Here is an 18,911-nt window from a genome sequence, read left to right as displayed (position 1 = left end):
ATGACCACCAACCCGTCCACCACCGCCGGCGCAGCCTCCCCGCTCGCGCCGGAATGGCTGCAGGTCCCCGCTGACCTCAATGTCCTGCACGAGCCGCTGTGGGCCAGTGGGGTTAGCCGGAACGACGCCGGCGAACTCGCCATTGACGGCATCCCCGCCAGCGAGCTCCAGCGCCAGTTCGGCACACCCTTGTTTGTGATGAGCGAGAACGACTTCCGGGCCCGGGCCCGCGCCTTTTCCGACGCCTTCAACGACGCTTTCGCCGACATTTGCGGGGGAGTGGACGTCTACTACGCCGGCAAGTCCTTCCTGTGCACGGCGGTGGTCCGCTGGGTGGAGGAAGAGGGGCTGCGGCTGGACACGGCCTCCGGCGGGGAACTCGCCGTCGCCGCCCGCGCCGGGATCCCCGGCGCCGACGTCGCGCTCCACGGCAACAACAAGTCCGACGGCGAGATCCACCGCGCCCTCGACATGCAGCTGGGCCGGATCGTGGTCGACAGCCTCGCCGAGCTCGAACGCGTCGCCAGGATTGCCGAGGCCCGCGGCGAAACCGCGAAGGTGATGCTGCGGCTGACCCCGGGCGTGCACGCCCATACCCACGAATTCATCGCCACGGCCCACGAGGACCAGAAGTTCGGCCTCTCCATGGCCGGGGACTCCACCGAGCAGGCCGGCCTGTCCGCGGCCGAGGAAGCTGTGGCCGCCGCGTCCGGCTACCCCAGCATCGAGCTGCTGGGCCTGCACTGCCACATTGGGTCGCAGATCTTCGAGCCGGACGGCTTCGCCCTGGCAGCAGAGAAGCTGCTGGACTTCCTCGCCGCGATGCAGACCAAGTACTCGATCGTGCTCCCCGAGCTGGACCTCGGCGGGGGCTACGGCATCGCCTACACGCCCGTGGACACCCCGCGCCCGGCCGCCGAAATCGCCCAGGCGATGGCCGCCGTCGTCCGCGCCAAATGCGCCGAGCTGGGGATCACCGCCCCGCGGATCTCGATCGAACCGGGCCGTGCGATCGTCGGCAGCAGCACCTTCACGCTCTATGAAGTGGGCACGCTGAAGACCGTCCGGGTCGATGCCCCGGCAGCCGGCGCCGGCGATCCCGGGGATGCCGCGGATGCTGGCGAGCCAAGCAAAAACGTTACGTACCCGCGCCGGTATGTGTCGGTGGACGGCGGGATGAGCGATAACCCGCGTCCGGTGCTGTACGACGCGGATTACTCGGCAATTCTGGCCTCCCGCACGTCGGACGCGGCCCCGCAGCTGTCCCGAGTAGTGGGCAAACATTGCGAGAGCGGCGACATAGTTGTTAGAGATGTATATCTGCCCGAGGACGTGGCAGCCGGTGATCTGCTCGCTGTACCGGGGACCGGCGCCTACTGCTGGGCCCTGTCAAGCAACTACAACTATCTGGCCCGGCCGGGCGTTGTCGCTGTGCGCGACGGATCTGTCCGGCTCATTGTCCGCGGGGAAACCGAAGAAGATCTGCTCAACCGCGACATGGGAGTCTGAATGACCGAATTGCGAACCCTGAAAGTAGCCTTGCTGGGCTGTGGCAACGTCGGGGCCCAGGTTGCGCGGATTCTCCTTGACGACGCCGACATGCTGGCGTCGCGCGCCGGAGCCCGCCTGGAGTTGGTCGGCATCGCCGTGCGCAACCTCGACGCCCCCCGCGAAGTCGAGCTGCCGCGCGGGCTGTTCACCACCGACGCCGAGGCCCTGGTCAAGGACGCCGATCTGGTGATCGAGCTGATGGGCGGGATCGAACCGGCCCGGACCCTGATCCTGACCGCCATGCGGAACGGCGCCTGCGTGGTCACCGGCAACAAAGCGCTCGTTGCCAAGGACGGCCCCACCCTCCACGAGGAAGCGGACAAGGCCGGTGTGCAGCTTTCCTACGAGGCCGCCGTCGCCGGCGCGATCCCCATCCTGCGGCCCATCCGGGACAGCCTTTCCGGCGACCGGATCACCCGGGTGCTCGGGATCGTCAACGGCACCACCAACTTCATCCTGGACCAGATGGATTCCACCGGGGCGCAGTTCGCCGACGCCCTGGCAGAGGCCCAGCGCCTGGGCTACGCGGAAGCCGATCCCACCGCCGACGTCGAGGGCCACGACGCCGCCTCCAAGGCCGCGATTCTTGCCTCGCTGTCCTTTCACACCCGCTTCTCGCTGGATGACGTGTACTGCGAGGGCATCAGCTCCGTGACAGCCTCCGACATCGCCGCCGCGAAAGACGCCGGCTTCGTCATCAAGCTGCTGGCGATCGCCGAGAAGCTGACCGCCGAAGGCATGGAAACAGGCGCCGACGGGACCACCGGCGTGTCCGTCCGCGTGCACCCGACGCTGCTGCCGCGCGAACACCCGCTGGCAGCGGTACGCGGGGCGTTCAACGCCGTCTTCATCGAGGCCGAAAACGCCGGCGAGCTGATGTTCTACGGCCAGGGCGCCGGCGGCAAGCCGACCGCCTCTGCCGTGATGGGCGACCTCATCTCCGCTGCCCGCAGCATCGTCCTGGGCGGTCCCGGCCGCGCCGAGACCACGACCGGCCAGGTGTCCGCGCTTCCCATCACCGCTGCGGTCACCAGCTACTACATCGGACTCGACGTCGCGGACCAGCCCGGTGTGCTGGCCAGGATTGCCCAGCTCTTCGCCGAGCACGGCGTCTCCATTGAAATCATGCGGCAGACCATCCACCGCGATGCTGACTCGAATATCGAATCGGCAGAACTCCGGATCGTGACCCACCGCGCAAGCGAGGCTGCACTGGCAGCCACCGTCGAGGCCGTCAAGGGCCTGGACGTTATCAATTCCATTACATCCGTACTGCGGGTAGAAGGAGTCTAAGTGGCTCACCAATGGCGCGGCGTTATCCGCGAATACGCTGAACGACTGCCTGTCACCGAGGCGACCAAGGTCATCACCCTCGGGGAGGGCGGCACCCCTCTCGTTTACGCGCAGCAGCTTTCCGCGCTCACCGGCAGCGATGTCTACCTCAAGGTCGAGGGCATGAACCCGACCGGGTCCTTCAAGGACCGTGGCATGACCATGGCCATGACTGCTGCGGTTGCCGCCGGGGCACAGGCCGTGGTGTGTGCCTCCACCGGGAACACCTCCGCGTCCGCCGCCGCGTATGCCACTGCCGCCGGCCTGAGGTGCGTGGTGCTGGTGCCCGAAGGCAAGATCTCGATGGGCAAGCTGAGCCAGGCGATCGCGCACGGCGCAACCCTGCTCCAGGTCGACGGCAACTTCGACGACTGCCTCGACATTGCCCGCAAGCTGGGGGAGTCCTACCCGGTGTTCCTGGTCAACTCGGTCAACCCGGCCCGGATCGAGGGCCAGAAGACCGGCGCCTTCGAAGTGGTCGACTGGCTCGGCGACGCTCCGGACTTCCATGTGCTCCCGGTGGGCAACGCCGGCAACATCACCGCGTACTGGAAGGGCTACAAGGAGTACTCCGCCCCCTTCGAATCCGCCACCGCCGGGACGCTGGCCGCAGTCTCCACCAGGACCCCGGTCATGTGGGGCTTCCAGGCCGCCGGCGCCGCACCGTTCGTCGCCGGCCACCCGATCACGGAACCGGACACCATCGCGACCGCCATCCGGATCGGCAACCCCGCGTCCTGGGACACCGCCATCGCCGCACGCGACGAGTCCGGCGGCGTGATCGAAGCCGTGACCGATGAGGAAATCCTGTCCGCCCACCGCTGGCTGTCCGCCCGTGAGGGCGTCTTCGTCGAGCCCGGTTCTGCTGCCGGCGTTGCCGGCCTGATCAAGAAGCACGCAGCCGGGGAAGTGCCGACCGGCAAGACCATCGTCATCACGGTCACCGGCCACGGCCTCAAGGACCCGCAGTGGGCACTCCGCACCGAGGACGGCAGCGAAGTGCTGCCCGTCAAGGTCTCGAACGACGTGGTTACCGTGGCCACGGCCCTGGGACTGGAAGAAAAGTAACCGTGGAAACCACCCTCACCATTCCGGCCGAGTCCGCCGCCGACACGCCGGCGGTTCCGGCCGGGCAACTCGTGACGGTCCGCGTGCCGGCCACGAGCGCGAACCTCGGCCCCGGGTATGACAGCCTCGGCCTGGCGCTGACGTTGTTCGACACGCTAACGGTGGAAACCCTGGACAGCGGCGAGCTGGAATTCGAGCTCAGCGGTGAAGGCGCGGAATCCCTGCCCCGCGACGCCACCCACCTGGTGGTCAGGGCCATCACGGAGGCCCTGCACCGCCTCGGCTTCCGGCACGACGGCCTGCGGATCACGGCAGACAACATCAATCCGCACGGCCGCGGCCTGGGCTCTTCCGCCTGTGCCGTTGTGGCCGCGGTAACCGCCGCTAATGCCCTGGTTCCGGAGGCATCGCGCCGGGGCAAGGACTGGGTCCTGCAGCTCACGAGTGAGATGGAAGGACACCCTGACAACGTCGCACCCGCGATTTTCGGCGGACTGGCGCTGTCATGGCAGGACAGTGACCAGTACAGCAGCACCTGCGCGACGGTCGCCTCGGCGGTGGTTCCGGTGGTTGCCGTGCCGGACTTTGAATTGTCCACCGAGGCCGCACGTGCGCTGCTGCCTGCCTCGGTGGGACACCACGCCGCGGCAATGAATTCCGGACGCGCGGCCCTGCTGATCCACGCCCTGACGCAAAAACCCGAACTCCTGCTGGCGGGTACCGAGGACTACCTGCACCAGAGTTACCGTGCGGACGCCATGCGGCCCAGCGCGGACCTGATCGCCGCCCTGCGGCAGGCGGGCTTCGCCGCCGTCGTCTCCGGCGCCGGCCCGACGGTGCTGGTCCTGGCCAACGGGGAGGCCCAGGCCGATGCCGCCGTCGAGTTCATCGGCGACTTCACGACCGGCAACACGCCGGACGTGGGCTGGCGTGTGATGAAGCTGGCTGTGGACGTTGAAGGTGCTAAAGTGGAAGTGCACCGGCGGTAATCACGCAGGCAGTAATTCAGTTACTGTTCAAAAGACCGCGATGTTGGCCTAGTTGCCTCTCTCATCTTTCACTGCGCAATATTTTTCGGTGCCACCTGCTTTTGGTCTGACGCAGGAATCCGCAGAACCAATCTCTGCACCCCTGAAAAGTCAGCCCGCCGTTCCTTATCTTCCGGAACGCGCTAGGTGTAGCTATATCCGGCCGTGCTGGCCAATATCCATCCGGCAAGGCCGAAATCCCGGCTGCGGATCTGAACTGCAGCCCAGATCAAATCATCGCGTCCAGCTCCTAGCCTGGACGCCGTCGAGGGGGAAGGATCCTTCGTGACCGAAACCACTGAGCTGTCTTCAGCTGTGGAAACATCATCTTCTGCTGCCGGATCGTCTACGGCAGCACCCGCCAAGAGCAGTGGCCTCGCCGGCCTCAAGCTCGCCCAGCTCCAGGCACTTGCCAGCCAGCTGGGGATTTCCGGCGGTTCCCGGATGCGGAAGGGCGATCTTGTGTCGGCCATTTCCGCCCACCGCGCCGGCACTCCCGTGAGCAAGGCTCCGGCCCGCGCTGCTGAAAAGGCGACCGACAACGGCACCGTCTCCCAGGCTGCGGCTCCTGCCGCCGCGCCTGCTGCCGACTCCGAGGCCCCGGCCCAGGAGAACCCGCGTGCCCGTGGACGTGGCCGCAGCCGCCGCGCCGGCAGCGACGGCGTCATCACGACTCCCGCCGCCGAGGCACCCGCAGCCGCTCCGGCAGTGGAGGCCCCCGTGGTTTCCGCCGAGGCCGGCTCAGCCGAGAACGGCACTGCCGCTTCCTCGACGGAAGGCGGCGAACGCACCCGCCAGCCGCGCACCCGCAACCGCCGCCGCGGCGAAGCCGCCGCCCAGAGCGCAGACCAGTCCGCCGGACAGGCCGCAGCCCCGGCCGCAACCGCCGTCGAAGCCCCGGCCGAGCAGCGTCAGGCTGACCAGCGTTCGGAACAGCGCACGGAACAGCGTTCGGACCAGCGCACCGAGCAGCGTTCGGAACAGCGCCAGGCAGAGCAGGGCAGCGAAGACGGCCAGCGCCGTGAGCGCACCCGCGGCGGCCGCGACGACGCTGCCGGCAACCGGGACACCCGCGACAACACTGGCAACCGCGACACCAACCGCGACAATGACGACAGCGACGGCGGCAGCCGACGGAACCGCCGGAACCGGCGAGACCGCAACGACCGTCCCGAGCGCTCCGGCGGGCAGGACAGCCGCGACAACAGCTCGCGCAACGACCGCTTCCGCGACCGCAACGACCGCCGTCGTGGACGCGTCCAGGGACCGGACGTCGACGACGTCGAGGTCACCGAGGATGACGTCCTGCTGCCCGTCGCCGGCATCCTGGACGTGCTTGAGAACTACGCGTTCATCCGCACCTCCGGCTACCTGCCGGGCCCGAACGACGTCTACGTGTCCCTCGCCCAGGTCAAGAAGTACAACCTGCGCAAGGGTGACGCCGTCGTCGGTGCCATCCGTGCACCGCGTGAAGGCGAGGCCCAGCAAGGGAATCAGCAGCAGACCGCGCGCCAGAAGTTCAACGCGCTGGTCCGCGTCACCTCGGTCAACGGCAAGACCCCCGAGGAACTCAAGGACCGCGTCGAATTCGCGAAGCTCGTCCCGCTGTACCCCTCCGAGCGCCTGCGCCTCGAGACGGACCCGAAGAAGATCGGCCCCCGTGTCATCGACCTGGTTGCCCCGATCGGCAAGGGCCAGCGCGGCCTGATCGTTTCGCCGCCGAAGGCCGGCAAGACGCTCATCCTGCAGTCGATTGCCAACGCCATCACCACCAACAATCCTGAGGTCCACCTCATGATGGTGCTCGTTGACGAACGCCCCGAAGAAGTCACGGACATGCAGCGCACCGTCAAGGGCGAGGTCATTGCCTCCACCTTCGACCGTCCCGCCGACGACCACACCACCGTGGCCGAGCTCTCCATCGAGCGTGCCAAGCGCCTCGTGGAAATGGGCATGGACGTTGTGGTGCTGCTCGACTCGATGACCCGCCTGGGCCGTGCCTACAACCTTGCGGCGCCGGCCTCCGGCCGTATCCTCTCCGGTGGCGTCGACTCCGCAGCGCTGTACCCGCCGAAGCGTTTCTTCGGTGCAGCCCGCAACATCGAAAACGGTGGCTCGCTCACCATCCTGGCAACCGCGCTCGTCGAGACCGGCTCCAAGATGGACGAGGTCATCTTCGAAGAGTTCAAGGGCACCGGCAACATGGAACTGCGCCTGTCCCGCCAGCTCGCGGACAAGCGCATCTTCCCGGCCGTGGACGTCAACGCGTCCGGTACCCGCCGCGAGGAAAACCTGCTGTCCCCCGAGGAAGTCAAGATCATGTGGAAGCTGCGCCGCGTCCTTTCCGGACTCGAAACGCAGCAGAGCCTTGAGCTGCTGACCAACAAGATCCGGGAGACCCAGAGCAACGTCGAGTTCCTCATGCAGGTGCAGAAGACGACGCTCGGTGCGAAGTCCGATAACGACAAGTAGCTGAGTCAAAGGCGGGGTGCCGGAAATCTCGCACGGTTAGCCGTGCGGGATTCCGCCCCCGCCTTCGCCGTTCGGTTTTTGCCGCCCCCGTCCCTACGCTGGGAGGCTTGCGATCTTCGATCGCAGGCCTCCCAGCTCCGGCAGGCCCGATGCCACTCCCGGGGCGGCAAAAACCGAACGGCTTCGCTGTTTTCCCACCTTCGCTGTCGCGTTACTAGACTTGTAAGAGTCGAAAGAGGTTTTGAAAATGTTTGAGTCCGTACAGGGCCTGTTGGATGAGCATGACGCTATCCAGGCACAACTTGGGGATCCTGCTGTTTATGCTGACCAGAAGATTGCCCGGAAGCTGGGGCGGCGGTCGGCTCAGCTGAACGGCATTGTCGAGGCTTACCATGCCTGGCACGGCATCCAGGATGACCTCGCGGCTGCCAAGGAAATGGCGGGCGAGGACCCGGAGTTTGCGGCCGAGGTGCCGGAGCTTGAGGCTGCGCTGGAGACGGCTGCGGCCAAGCTGCGCCGGCTGCTGATCCCGCGCGACCCGGACGACGCCCGCAACGTGATCCTCGAAGTCAAGGGCGGCGAGGGCGGCGACGAGGCTGCCCTGTTCGCGGCCGACCTGTTGCGGATGTACACCCGGTACGCGGAATCCCGCGGCTGGAAGACCGAGATGATCTCCGCCAACGAGTCGGACCTGGGCGGCTACAAGGATGTCCAGGTGGCCATCAAGGGCAACTCGAACGATCCGGCCGAGGGTGTCTACGCGCGGCTCAAGTTCGAAGGCGGCGTGCACCGTGTGCAGCGCGTCCCCGTGACGGAATCCCAGGGCCGCATCCACACCTCCGCGGCCGGCGTGCTGGTGCTCCCGGAAGTGGACGAGCCCGAGGAACTTGAGATCAACCAGAACGATCTTAAGATCGACGTCTACCGTTCCTCCGGCCCCGGCGGCCAGTCCGTGAACACCACCGACTCCGCCGTCCGGATCACCCACCTTCCCACCGGGATTGTGGTGGCCATGCAGAACGAGAAGTCGCAGCTGCAGAACCGCGAAGCCGGCATGCGAGTCCTCCGCGCCCGCATCCTGGCGCACCAGCAGGAGCAGATCGATGCCGAGAACTCGGCCCAGCGCAAGTCGCAGATCCGCACCATGGACCGCTCGGAGCGCATCCGGACCTACAACTACCCGGAGAACCGGATCGCGGACCACCGTACCGGCTACAAGGCCTACAACCTGGACCAGGTCATGAACGGCGACCTGGAGCCGGTCATCCAGTCGGCCATCGAGATGGACGAACAGGCCCGCCTCGACGCCATCGGCGACTAGTCCCGGCCCCGCGCAGTGATGACAGAAGGAACCGGGCTGAGCCTCGCGGACGCGGTCCGCGAGGCCACCGCCGTCCTGTCCGCCGCGGGAGTCCCGAGTCCCCGCGCCGATGCCGAACTCCTTGCCGAGCACTTGCTCGGCGTCGGGCTCGGACGGCTCCGCGCGCTGATGCTGGGGGACACCCCGGCCCCGGACGGCTACCCGGAGCTCGTCGCCGAGCGCGCCCAGCGCATTCCGCTGCAGCACATCACCGGCGTCGCGCATTTCCGCTACCTGGAACTGGCCGTCGGGCCGGGGGTGTTCATTCCCCGCCCGGAAACCGAATCAGTCGTGCAGCTCGTGATCGACAGGCTGCAAGGCCTGGCACATCCCAAGGTGGTGGATCTAGGCACCGGATCCGGCGCCATCGCCGGCTCGATTGCGCACGAGGTCCCCGGCGCGGAGGTGCACGCCGTCGAATTCAGCGAATTTGCGCACGCCTGGGCTGCCCGGAACCTGCTGCCGCTCGGCGTCCACCTGATCCGCGGTGACCTGCGCGATGCCCTGCCGGAACACAACGGGACGTTCGACGTCGTGGTCTCCAACCCGCCGTACATTCCCGCCGAAGCGGTCCCCAACGAACCCGAAGTGGCACTGCACGATCCCCCCGAAGCCCTGTACGGCGGGGGAGCGGACGGCATGGAACTTCCGACGGCGGCCGCGGCCTCCGCGGCGCGGCTGCTGGTTCCCGGCGGCTACTTTGTGATGGAACACGCCGAAGTCCAGGCCGGCTGGATTGCGACGATGCTGGAGCGCTCCGGGCTGTGGGCCGAGGTGGCCACCCATCGTGACCTCAACGGCAGGGACCGGGCCACCAGCGCCGTCCTCGCCGGCCCGGCTGACTCCCGGTGAACCGGGCAACGCCCTAAGTGATGAAAGAATAGGCCAGTGACGACTAGCTACGATTGCACGGCAGCTGAGCAGCGCGCTGCCGGACTTGAACATGCCCAGCGGGCCATCCGGGACCACAAGTGCGTGGTCTTCCCGACCGACACCGTGTACGGGATCGCCGCCGACGCGTTCTCACCCCTCGCGGTGACCCTGCTGCTGGCCTCGAAAGGCCGCAGCCGGAAAATGCCGCCGCCGGTCCTCATCCCCAGGCTCAACGCCCTCGACGGCCTCGCCACGGACGTGCCGGCCGAGGCCCGGCGCCTGGCCGAGGCCTTCTGGCCGGGCGGACTCACGCTGATCCTGCATGCCCAGCCGTCACTCGACTGGGATCTTGGCGAAACCAAGGGCACCGTCGCCCTGCGGATCCCGGCCGACGACGTTGCCCAGGACCTGCTGACGCTGACCGGGCCGCTGGCCGTCTCCTCGGCGAACCGCACGGGCCAGGCCGCGGCACTGACCGCCGCCGAGGCCGAAGCCCAGCTCGCGGAGTCAGTGGAGGTCTACCTCGAAGGCGGACCACGGCCGGCCGAGGGCGCCGACGCCCTGCCGTCCACCATTGTCGATGCCACCGCCGTGCCGCTGCGGGTGGTCCGCCAGGGCGCCATCAGCCTGGAACGGCTTCGCGAGGTTGTCCCGTCAGTGCTCGGCGTCGGCGAGGAACCGGAAGCATTAGAGGAGGTGGCCGCGGCAGGGGAAACCGCTGAAGCCGTGGATCCTGCGGAGGCCGACGACGCCGGGGAGACCCTTGCGGATGCCCAACGTCCCAACCCGGGGGCCGGCACGGCATGACCCTCCAGCGACAACGCGTCCCCGTCCTCGACGTGGACGCGACGCCCCTGACTGTCCCGGAACTGACCGGGGTGCTGAACCGCTTCGTGGCCGAAGGCACCACCCGCACGGTCGTGGGACACAACCTGCACAGCGTCACGCTGTGCCACTCCGACCCGGCCTTCCGCGCCTTCTACGATCAAAGCGACGTGGTCCTGATCGACGGCGCCCCGGTGCTGATGCTCTGGGCCCGCGGCAGCGGCGCCCGGACGGGAGGGGGACCCGTCATGGACTACCGGCTGGGTTCCACGGACTGGATCCCTGCGCTGGCGGAAGTCGACGGGCTCGAGCGGATCGCCGTGATCGGAGCCGGCTACGAGGCGAACTCCCAGGCCGTCGCCAGGCTCGCGGCCCTGGTCCCGCAGGCCCGCGTGGCCGGACTGCCGGGCGAGGGCTGGAACGAGGAACTCGAGGACTCGGCCGTCACGTGGCTCTTGGAGTTCCGGCCGCAGCTGGTCCTGCTGGGCCTGGGCATGCCGTTGCAGGAACAGGTTCTCACGCGCCGGCTGGCCACGCTGCCCCCGGCGGTCTACTGCGCCGTCGGCGGTGCGATCGAGCAAATTGCGGGGATCCAAAAACTGGCACCGCGGTGGCTTGGACGCCTCGGCCTGGAATGGGCCTGGCGGCTGATCCTGCACCCCCGGCGGGTCGCCTACCGGGTCTTCGGCGAGCCCTGGCTGCTCACCGGGCTGCTGATCCGGCGCCGGCTACAGCCCGGGCGCTAGAACTTCTGGTCCTTGAGGGGGCCAAAGCCCTTGCCGCGCAGCCCGGCGGAAAAAGCCCCGAACCAGTCGGCCAGGCCGCGGAGATCCCCGCGCTGCAGGAAGTAGCCGAGGTACCCGCCCACATCAGCGACGAACGACTTAATCCGGAAGTGGCGGCGGATCAGGTACCCACGGTTCCGGTAGTAGAAGTAGCGCTTGAAAGCCGACTCCGGCACGATGACATGCCAGCGGGCGCCGTAGACGTGCTTGGTCTCGGAAAAGGCGTGCGGGTGCGTGATCGCCGTCGTCGTGACGGTGCCGAAGCGGATACCGGCCTTGCGGAGCCGGATGGTGAAGTCCACCTCGTCACCGCGGATGAACAGGCGCATGTCCGGCAGGCCGACTTTGAAAAAGACATCCGAGCGGATCAGGGCGCCGTTGAAGAAGTGTCCGTCGTTTGGCAGGAACCCGATCTTCTCCACCTCGGCACGGTCGTGCGTGACTTTTCCGTCCAGGCGGAAGAAGAAGGAGAGCCGGTCGGGGTGGCCGGGGGCGACCACGAGCGGAACGACGGCCTCCAGGTCCCTGGCCTCCGCCTCGCGGACGAGCGTGGCGAGGCATTCCGGGTCGGCGGGCTCGGCGTCGTCGTCCATCATCCAGATCCAGTCGGCCCCGGTGGCGACCGCCTTGAGGATCGCGAGGGAGAAACCTCCGGCGCCGCCAAGGTTGGCCTCGGACCGGACGTAATCGACGTTTTCGTGCGCCTGCGCGACATTCTGCGCGGGGACCGTGCCGGAGTCGACAAGGCAGATCGAACGAACCGATGCCGTCTGGTTGTTGATGGCGTTCAGCAGAACTGCCAGCTCCCGGGGACGGTCAAACGTCACGGCAGCAACTGCAACCGACAGGGTCATCGAGTGTTCCTTTCAGCACGGCCGCCGGTGGTTTTCCCGCCGGCGATGGGCCGTGTGACGCGAAGACAAGTGGCCGTTGGCGTTAGTATCTTGACTAGAGTCCACTGTAATACAGCCCTGTCAGGCACTACGCACTGCCTGCCCTGCGCACGGCGACGGAGAAGTTTCATTTATCGCAAGACAGACCCACAGCAACTGAGTTCACCCCACCCCCGGAGCCACGGAGCAACACCGTGGCTCCGGGCTGTGAAACCGGGTGTGCCCTGTGCCGACGGCTGCGAGCGGGTGTCTTCGCAGTGATTATGTACCTGCTCATGATGCTCTCAGCGGCAGTCGTGAGCTACACGGCGACCTGGGGTGCCCGCTTTGTCGGCAACCGGATGGAGCTGTTCTCCCCGATCCGCAGCCGTGACATGCACTCGACCCCCGTGTCGAGGCTCGGCGGACTGGGTATCTTTGCCGGATTCTTCGTGGCACTGCTCATCGCCAGCCAGTCGTTCTTCGTCAAGGACATCTTCCGTAACAACGACGGGCCCTGGGGGATCCTCGCGGGCGCCGCCGTGATCGTGCTGGTCGGCGTGGCAGATGACCTGCTGGACCTGCGCTGGTGGGTCAAGCTCATCGGCCAAAGTGCCGCGGCCCTGGTGGTGGCGATCTGGGGCGTCCGGATGACCATCATTCCGTTCATCCCGGAGCCGTTTGTGATCGAGAACGACGCCGTGAGTATCGCGCTGACTGCTGGACTGATTGTGACGACGATGAATGCGTTTAATTTCATCGACGGCCTGGACGGCCTGGCGGCGGGCGTGGCCATCATCGGGGGGACGGCGTTCTTCCTCACGGCGTACTGGGTGCACCGGACTGCCATTCTGCTGGACCGCTCGGACCTGGCCACCCTGCTGACCGCCGTGCTCGTCGGCGCCTGCATCGGCTTCCTGCCGCACAACTGGTTCCCCGCCAAGATCTTCATGGGTGACTCCGGCGCCATGCTGATCGGCCTGATCATGGCGTCGGCGGGCATCGTGTCCACCGGCCAGATCACGTCCGGTCTGTACGACCGGGCCAACGGCATCCCCACGATCATCCCGATCCTGCTTCCCTTCGCGGTGCTGTTCCTGCCGCTGCTGGACCTCGGCCTGGCTGTTGTGCGCCGCACCGCGCACGGACGCTCCCCATGGTCGGCGGACCGTGGCCATCTGCACCACAAGCTCCTGGACATCGGGTATTCACACCGCAGTGCGGTCATCCTGATGTACCTGTGGACCTGCGTCCTGGCGTTCGGAGGCCTCGCCCTCGCCGTCTTCCAGTGGCAGGTCGTCATGGTCGTGAACCTGGCCGCGATGATCGTCATGGCGGGCGTCACGGCCTGGCCTTACCTGCGCCACAAGGCTCCGGGGAGGGGTCCGCGTTCTTCGGCCGAGGAAGAATGACACCGACGACGAATTACCCGGAACCGGGCTTTTCCGAATAATTTCTATCTCATGTAGAATTCATGTGCGGTCCTTCGCCGTGCCAGCGCGACCAGCAAACCACCCCTCGACGATTGGGATCTCATGACCTCCAACGCCGAACCCGGACGAAAGTCCGGCGCCGGAGAAGTTGATGTCTCAGGTCCCACAAAATCATTGTGGCTGCGGCTGCTCGCCATCAGTTCGGCCGTCGGCGGCGCAGCCCTGCTGCTCACCAGCCTGGCGGCGCTCCTGCTCGACGGAATGGCGGCGGCGCTGTCGTCCCTCTTCGGCGGGGCGCTGGCGATCGCGTTCTTCTCGATCAGCCTTCTGGTCGGCCATTTCGGCGGCCGCAATCATTCCTCCGGAGCCATTGGCCTGTTCGCGGCCACCTATTTCATCAAGGTCGTCGGCTTTGCGGTGGTGCTGTTTGCCATCGGCAGCCCCGAGTGGCTGGACGGACGCTGGTTCCTGGCCGGCGCCGTCGTGACCGTGGTCCTGTGGCAGGCCGCCGAAATCTACGGTTTCAGCAAGGCCCGGCTCCAGCTCTACAACGACCCCGAGACCCCGGAAGGCAGCACCGATGTTTAACCGCAAAGAGCGCCCCGCGGACAAGGCCCGCACCCCGGAAAAGACGTCCGGAGCCCCCGGTGTATCCGACAACGGACGGGACGGCGGATACAACGCAGGCATCGCCGTCTTCAGCTACATTGTTGGCGGAATCCTCGTCTGGAGTTTGATAGGGTGGGGTCTGGATAATCTGTGGGGAACCCGCTGGATTGTGCTCGCAGGCGCCCTGCTGGGAGCCGCGGGAGGGTTCTATCTTTCTCATATGCACGGCCTCACCAGCCCGGATAAATCCGCGGGCGGGGACAATGCTGCACGTGGCCCGTCTCAGGACGAGGATCAGTAATGCCAAATAATTTCACAGGGGGAGAATGCGACAGTAACGTCGCCTTTCCCCGACAAACGCCCAATGATGGACACTGCAGAGAGGAAACGCGTTGATCGCGCTTGCGCTCCCGGCCCAAGAATCAGGAACTTTTACGCCTCCTGGAATTGATGAAATGCACCTGCCGGCAATCCTGCCGTGGGGGGCGGTCGATGGATTCTCCAAGCAGATGCTGCTGGTAATCCTTTCGGTCGTTATTATCGCCACATTCTTTCTGCTAGCTGCCCGTAAGGGGCAGCTTGTTCCCGGCAAACTGCAGTTCGCCGGCGAAGCCGCCTATGGCTTCGTCCGCAACGGCATTGCCAAGGACATCATCGGCGGCAAAGACTTCATGAAGTATGTCCCGCTGCTGTTCAGCCTGTTCTTCTTCATCCTGGTGAACAACATCTACGGCGCCATCCCGGTGATCCAGCTCCCGAGCTTCTCGCATGTCGGCGGCGCCTATGTGCTCGCCGGGATCGTTTACTTCACGTGGATCGCCATCGGCGTCAAGAAGAACGGCCTGAAGTACTTCAAGCTGGCCACCGTGCCGTCCGGAGTCCCGGTCTACATTCTTCCGATCGTCATTCCGATCGAGATCATCTCCAACTTCCTGGTCCGCCCCGTCACGCACAGCCTCCGTCTGTTCGCGACCATGCTGGCCGGCCACCTGATCGTGATGATTGCCGGTTCGGGCATCGAGTTCCTCGTTATGCAGGAGAACATCCTCCTGAAGGGCACCTCGGTCCTCGTGCTCGGCGGAGCGATCGCCATGTACATGCTGGAAGCGCTGATCATGGCGCTGCAGGCCTACGTGTTCACCCTGCTGACCGCCATCTACATTGAAGGCGCGCTGCACGCGGATAGCCACTAGGCACCCAAAATCTTCCCCTCACGGGGGATGAAGCACACCAAACAACCTGCCACATAGATGGCATCTTGAAAGGAAAAAAATGGAAGGCAATCTCAACCTCGTAGGTTACGGTCTGTCCGCAATCGGCGGTGGTATCGGTGTTGGTCTCGTGTTCGCCGCTTACATCAACGGCGTCGCACGTCAGCCGGAGGCACAGCGTGTGCTCCAGCCGATCGCATTCCTCGGCCTCGCGCTGACTGAAGCCCTCGCCATCCTCGGCCTGGTCTTCGCGTTCGTTCTCTAGTCTGAACTTTAGAACTAAGCGAACATCCAGAACCGAGTAGATAAGGACGGGTGAATTATGAATCAGCTGATCATCTCAGCCGCCGTAGAGGGCATCAACCCTCTGGTTCCCAATGTCTGGGAAATGGGCGTCGTCTTCGCCGGCTTCGCTGTTCTCATGTTCATCGTGGTCAAGTACGTTGTCCCGATGTTCGAGAAGACCTTCGCAGAGCGTGCGGAGGCCATTGAAGGTGGCATCGCCAAGGCTGAAAAGGCCCAGGCAGAGGCTTCCGCTGCACTCGAAGAGTACAAGCAGCAGCTCACCGATGCCCGTGCCGAGGCCAACCGGATCCGCGAGGAAGCACGTGCCGAAGGCGCTCAGATCCTTGCGGACCTGAAGGAGAAGGCAGCTGTCGAGTCTGCCCGCATCACGGCTCAGGCACACGCGGCGATCCAGTCCGAGCGCCAGGCGGCCGTTGTGTCGCTCCGCACGGAAGTTGGCACCCTTGCCACCACGCTGGCAGGCCGCATCGTTGGCGAGTCCCTCGAGGACGACGCGCGTTCAGCCCGTGTGGTTGACCGCTTCCTGGCAGATCTGGAGAACCAGAACGCAGGTGCAGCTAAGTAATGGCAGGTGTATCGAGCGAATCGCTCACCGCGGCCTTGGTGGCGCTGGAAGCCAAGCTTCCCTTCGCCTCGCTGCAGTTGGCTAAGGAACTCTTCGGAATCCTGGGAACGGTGGACAGCTCGGCTGGCTTGCGCCGCGCCCTGACTGACCCGTCCCGTAGCGGTGACGAAAAGTCGGCGCTTATCAAGCAGCTCTTCGGCGGGAAAGTCTCCGCGGATGCTGTGGAAATCGCGGGCGGACTGGCCAGCTCGCGCTGGGCGTCGGCCCGGGATATCGGCGATGCACTCGAGACTCTTGCCGCTTCGGTGGTAATTGCCGTTGCTGAGAACAGGTCTGCCGTCTCTGCCTCAGGGATCACCGGCCTGGAAGCGCTGGAGAACGATCTGTTCTCCTTCAACCGGGCCGTCGAGTCCAACCACGAGGTACAGCGTGCTGTGTCCGAGCCGCAGGCTAGCTCGGCCGCCAAGGTTGCCCTCGCCGAAAAGCTCGTACCCGGTGCAAGCGAGGAAGCGAAGGTCCTTATCGGACAGGCAGTTTCGCAGCCCCGTGGGCTCAAGGCGACCAAGCTCGTCCGTCGTTTCGCGGAGCTTGCAGCCAAGCGCCAGCAGCGCTGGATTGCAACGGTCAGCGTCACCCGTCCGCTGACGGAGACACAGACCAGCCGTCTGCAGGCGGGGCTGAATGCCCTTTACGGGCGCGAGCTCAAGATCAACATGAACGTTGACCCGGCACTGATCGGTGGCATCCGGATCCAGGTTGGTGACGAAGTGGTAGACGCTTCGGTCCTCGCCCGCCTGGGCCAGCTCCACCGCCAGCTTGCTTAGCCAGCCGGACCAGCACAACTAAACGAAACGAAACCCCGGTCATCGTGAGCAACGATGATCACGAAAACAGGAGAGCAGGGACTGCAGATGGCCGAATTGACCATCAACGCCGACGACGTCCGTAATGCGTTGAACGAGTTCGCGGCGTCCTACGAACCCGGAAACGCAGAGCGCGTAGAGGTCGGCCGTGTAACAACCGCAGGTGACGGCATCGCCCGTGTTGAGGGCCTTCCCTCGGTCATGGCGAACGAGCTGCTTCGCTTCGAAGACGGCACCCTGGGCCTGGCCCAGAACCTCGACGTCCGCGAGATCGGCGTCATCATCCTCGGTGACTTCACCGGTATCGAAGAAGGCCAGGAAGTTCACCGCACCGGACAGGTTCTGTCCGTACCGGTGGGCGACGCCTTCCTCGGCCGCGTTGTCGACCCGCTGGGCGAGCCCATCGATGACCTCGGCGAGATCAAGGCCGAAACCACCCGTGCACTGGAACTCCAGGCGCCCGGCGTGACCCAGCGCAAGTCGGTTCACGAGCCGATGCAGACCGGCCTCAAGGCTATCGACGCCATGATCCCGATCGGCCGCGGCCAGCGTCAGCTGATCATCGGTGACCGTCAGACCGGCAAGTCGGCTATCGCCATCGACACGATCATCAACCAGAAGGCCAACTGGGCTTCCGGGGATGTCAACAAGCAGGTGCGCTGCATCTATGTAGCCATCGGCCAGAAGGCTTCCACGATCGCTGCCGTCCGTCAGACCCTCGAGGACAACGGCGCACTGGAATACACGACCATCGTGGCTTCCCCCGCGTCCGACCCCGCAGGCTTCAAGTACCTGGCACCGTACGCCGGTTCGGCGATCGGCCAGCACTGGATGTACGGCGGCAAGCACGTCCTCATTGTGTTTGATGACCTCTCCAAGCAGGCTGAGGCCTACCGTGCAGTGTCGCTGCTGCTCCGCCGCCCGCCGGGACGCGAAGCCTACCCGGGCGACGTCTTCTACTTGCACTCCCGCCTGCTGGAGCGTTGTGCCAAGCTCTCCGACGAGCTCGGTGCAGGTTCGATGACCGGCCTGCCGCTCATCGAGACCAAGGCAAACGACGTCTCCGCCTACATCCCGACCAACGTGATCTCCATCACCGATGGCCAGATCTTCCTGCAGTCGGACCTCTTCAACGCCAACCAGCGTCCCGCCGTCGACGTGGGTGTCTCCGTTTCCCGCGTGGGTGGCGCCGCCCAGGTCAAGTCCATGAAGAAGGTCTCCGGTACCTTGAAGCTGGAACTGGCTCAGTACCGCGACATGCAGGCGTTCGCAATGTTCGCGTCGGACCTCGACGCCGCATCGCGCCAGCAGCTGACCCGTGGCGCACGCCTGATGGAACTGCTCAAGCAGGGCCAGTACTCGCCGTTCCCGGTCGAGAACCAGGTCGTCTCCATCTGGGCCGGCACCAACGGGCACCTCGACAACGTTCCGGTTGAGGACATCAACCGCTTCGAGACCGAGTTCCTGGAGCACCTCAAGCACAAGTCCTCCATCCTGACGACGCTGGCCCAGACCAACGTCATGAGCGATGACACTGCAGAAGCACTGAAGACCGCGATCGTGGACTTCAAGAAGGGCTTCTTCGGCGAGGGAGACAACCACCTGGTTGGTGCGGGGCACGAAGAACACGCCCCCATCGACGAGGCACAGGTCGACCAGGAAAAAATCGTCAAGCAGAAGCGCTAGTTTCGCTGGCAGGGACTGCCGGAGCCCACTTAGGTTCCGGCAGTCCCGGCCATCGGGATCTTAGGAAAGGAT

The 18,911-nt window shown here is 65.6% G+C and carries 18 protein-coding genes; 17 read left to right on the top strand and 1 reads right to left on the bottom strand.

The window, feature by feature from the left end; genetic code table 11:
* The 9 genes from AC50YC_RS05770 (at window position 1) to AC50YC_RS05730 (ending at window position 11,255) form a co-directional block, all read left to right on the top strand.
* Complete coding sequence (locus AC50YC_RS05770) at window positions 1-1,509, top strand: diaminopimelate decarboxylase family protein (RefSeq protein WP_494952621.1); 1,509 nt, start codon at window positions 1-3, stop codon at window positions 1,507-1,509.
* Window positions 1,510-2,844, top strand: a complete 1,335-nt coding sequence (locus AC50YC_RS05765) for a homoserine dehydrogenase (RefSeq protein WP_494952620.1) — start codon at window positions 1,510-1,512, stop codon at window positions 2,842-2,844. It abuts the gene before it with no gap.
* Window positions 2,845-3,951 (top strand): threonine synthase, encoded by a 1,107-nt coding sequence (gene thrC / locus AC50YC_RS05760; RefSeq protein ID WP_494952619.1) that lies wholly within the window; start codon window positions 2,845-2,847, stop codon window positions 3,949-3,951.
* A gap of 2 nt (window positions 3,952-3,953) precedes the next feature.
* Window positions 3,954-4,940 carry a homoserine kinase gene (gene thrB, locus AC50YC_RS05755; protein WP_494952618.1) on the top strand — a complete coding sequence of 329 codons (987 nt, stop codon included), beginning with the start codon at window positions 3,954-3,956 and terminating at the stop codon, window positions 4,938-4,940.
* Window positions 4,941-5,264: 324 nt separating this feature from the next.
* Window positions 5,265-7,451 carry a transcription termination factor Rho gene (rho, locus tag AC50YC_RS05750; protein WP_494952617.1) on the top strand — a complete coding sequence of 729 codons (2,187 nt, stop codon included), beginning with the start codon at window positions 5,265-5,267 and terminating at the stop codon, window positions 7,449-7,451.
* A gap of 247 nt (window positions 7,452-7,698) precedes the next feature.
* Entirely contained in the window at window positions 7,699-8,772 is a 1,074-nt protein-coding gene (gene prfA, locus AC50YC_RS05745; RefSeq protein ID WP_354169902.1) for a peptide chain release factor 1, read from the top strand.
* 18 nt (window positions 8,773-8,790) lie between these two features.
* Entirely contained in the window at window positions 8,791-9,663 is an 873-nt protein-coding gene (prmC, locus tag AC50YC_RS05740) for a peptide chain release factor N(5)-glutamine methyltransferase (protein WP_494952616.1), read from the top strand.
* Between the two features lie 36 nt (window positions 9,664-9,699).
* Entirely contained in the window at window positions 9,700-10,491 is a 792-nt protein-coding gene (locus AC50YC_RS05735; protein WP_494952615.1) for an L-threonylcarbamoyladenylate synthase, read from the top strand.
* On the top strand, window positions 10,488-11,255 hold the full coding sequence (locus tag AC50YC_RS05730) for a WecB/TagA/CpsF family glycosyltransferase (RefSeq protein ID WP_494952614.1): 768 nt from the start codon (window positions 10,488-10,490) through the stop codon (window positions 11,253-11,255). The genes AC50YC_RS05735 and AC50YC_RS05730 overlap by 4 nt, the downstream gene beginning before the upstream one ends.
* On the opposite strand, the gene AC50YC_RS05725 is transcribed toward AC50YC_RS05730, so the two are convergent.
* Complete coding sequence (locus tag AC50YC_RS05725; protein ID WP_494952613.1) at window positions 11,252-12,148, bottom strand: glycosyltransferase; 897 nt, start codon at window positions 12,146-12,148, stop codon at window positions 11,252-11,254. The two genes, AC50YC_RS05730 and AC50YC_RS05725, sit on opposite strands and share 4 nt — an antisense overlap.
* A gap of 296 nt (window positions 12,149-12,444) precedes the next feature.
* On the opposite strand from AC50YC_RS05725, the gene AC50YC_RS05720 reads away from it, so the two are divergent.
* The 8 genes from AC50YC_RS05720 to atpA all read left to right on the top strand — a co-directional run bounded on the left by AC50YC_RS05720 (window position 12,445) and on the right by atpA (window position 18,839).
* Window positions 12,445-13,578: an MraY family glycosyltransferase gene (locus AC50YC_RS05720; protein WP_494952612.1), complete on the top strand. Its 1,134-nt coding sequence runs from the start codon at window positions 12,445-12,447 to the stop codon at window positions 13,576-13,578.
* Between the two features lie 123 nt (window positions 13,579-13,701).
* Window positions 13,702-14,187 (top strand): Cg1360 family ATP-synthase-associated protein, encoded by a 486-nt coding sequence (locus AC50YC_RS05715; RefSeq protein ID WP_494952611.1) that lies wholly within the window; start codon window positions 13,702-13,704, stop codon window positions 14,185-14,187.
* Window positions 14,180-14,509, top strand: coding sequence for a hypothetical protein (locus AC50YC_RS05710; RefSeq protein ID WP_494952610.1), 330 nt, complete (start codon window positions 14,180-14,182; stop codon window positions 14,507-14,509). The genes AC50YC_RS05715 and AC50YC_RS05710 overlap by 8 nt, the downstream gene beginning before the upstream one ends.
* Before the next feature lie 91 nt (window positions 14,510-14,600).
* Window positions 14,601-15,401, top strand: a complete 801-nt coding sequence (gene atpB, locus AC50YC_RS05705) for a F0F1 ATP synthase subunit A (protein ID WP_354169915.1) — start codon at window positions 14,601-14,603, stop codon at window positions 15,399-15,401.
* A gap of 79 nt (window positions 15,402-15,480) precedes the next feature.
* Window positions 15,481-15,684 carry an ATP synthase F0 subunit C gene (gene atpE, locus AC50YC_RS05700; RefSeq protein ID WP_009356484.1) on the top strand — a complete coding sequence of 68 codons (204 nt, stop codon included), beginning with the start codon at window positions 15,481-15,483 and terminating at the stop codon, window positions 15,682-15,684.
* 57 nt (window positions 15,685-15,741) lie between these two features.
* A complete protein-coding gene (locus AC50YC_RS05695; RefSeq protein ID WP_494952609.1) occupies window positions 15,742-16,290 on the top strand; it encodes a F0F1 ATP synthase subunit B in 549 nt (182 codons plus the stop codon).
* The gene (locus AC50YC_RS05690; protein WP_494952608.1) at window positions 16,290-17,114 is read left to right on the top strand and encodes a F0F1 ATP synthase subunit delta; all 825 of its coding nucleotides are present in this window, start codon (window positions 16,290-16,292) and stop codon (window positions 17,112-17,114) included. The genes AC50YC_RS05695 and AC50YC_RS05690 overlap by 1 nt, the downstream gene beginning before the upstream one ends.
* An 87-nt stretch (window positions 17,115-17,201) precedes the next feature.
* A complete protein-coding gene (gene atpA, locus AC50YC_RS05685) occupies window positions 17,202-18,839 on the top strand; it encodes a F0F1 ATP synthase subunit alpha (protein WP_282382575.1) in 1,638 nt (545 codons plus the stop codon).
* The last annotated feature ends 72 nt before the right edge of the window (window positions 18,840-18,911 follow it).

It is taken from the genome of Pseudarthrobacter sp. MDT1-56 (assembly GCF_059383555.1).
The sequence above is the reverse complement of the archived record's forward strand: the minus strand, read 5'-3'. Positions and strand labels throughout refer to the sequence as shown.

Bases quoted from the DNA above. Each gene is read 5' to 3' on its own strand.
- AC50YC_RS05725 (WP_494952613.1), bottom strand. From the start codon at position 12,148: ATGACCCTGTCGGTTGCAGTTGCTGCCGTGACGTTTGACCGTCCCCGG.
- atpA (WP_282382575.1), top strand. From the start codon at position 17,202: ATGGCCGAATTGACCATCAACGCCGACGACGTCCGTAATGCGTTGAAC.
- prfA (WP_354169902.1), top strand. From the start codon at position 7,699: ATGTTTGAGTCCGTACAGGGCCTGTTGGATGAGCATGACGCTATCCAG.
- prmC (WP_494952616.1), top strand. From the start codon at position 8,791: ATGACAGAAGGAACCGGGCTGAGCCTCGCGGACGCGGTCCGCGAGGCC.
- AC50YC_RS05710 (WP_494952610.1), top strand. From the start codon at position 14,180: ATGTTTAACCGCAAAGAGCGCCCCGCGGACAAGGCCCGCACCCCGGAA.
- atpE (WP_009356484.1), top strand. From the start codon at position 15,481: ATGGAAGGCAATCTCAACCTCGTAGGTTACGGTCTGTCCGCAATCGGC.
- AC50YC_RS05690 (WP_494952608.1), top strand. From the start codon at position 16,290: ATGGCAGGTGTATCGAGCGAATCGCTCACCGCGGCCTTGGTGGCGCTG.
- AC50YC_RS05770 (WP_494952621.1), top strand. From the start codon at position 1: ATGACCACCAACCCGTCCACCACCGCCGGCGCAGCCTCCCCGCTCGCG.
- AC50YC_RS05765 (WP_494952620.1), top strand. From the start codon at position 1,510: ATGACCGAATTGCGAACCCTGAAAGTAGCCTTGCTGGGCTGTGGCAAC.
- AC50YC_RS05695 (WP_494952609.1), top strand. From the start codon at position 15,742: ATGAATCAGCTGATCATCTCAGCCGCCGTAGAGGGCATCAACCCTCTG.
- AC50YC_RS05730 (WP_494952614.1), top strand. From the start codon at position 10,488: ATGACCCTCCAGCGACAACGCGTCCCCGTCCTCGACGTGGACGCGACG.
- AC50YC_RS05715 (WP_494952611.1), top strand. From the start codon at position 13,702: ATGACCTCCAACGCCGAACCCGGACGAAAGTCCGGCGCCGGAGAAGTT.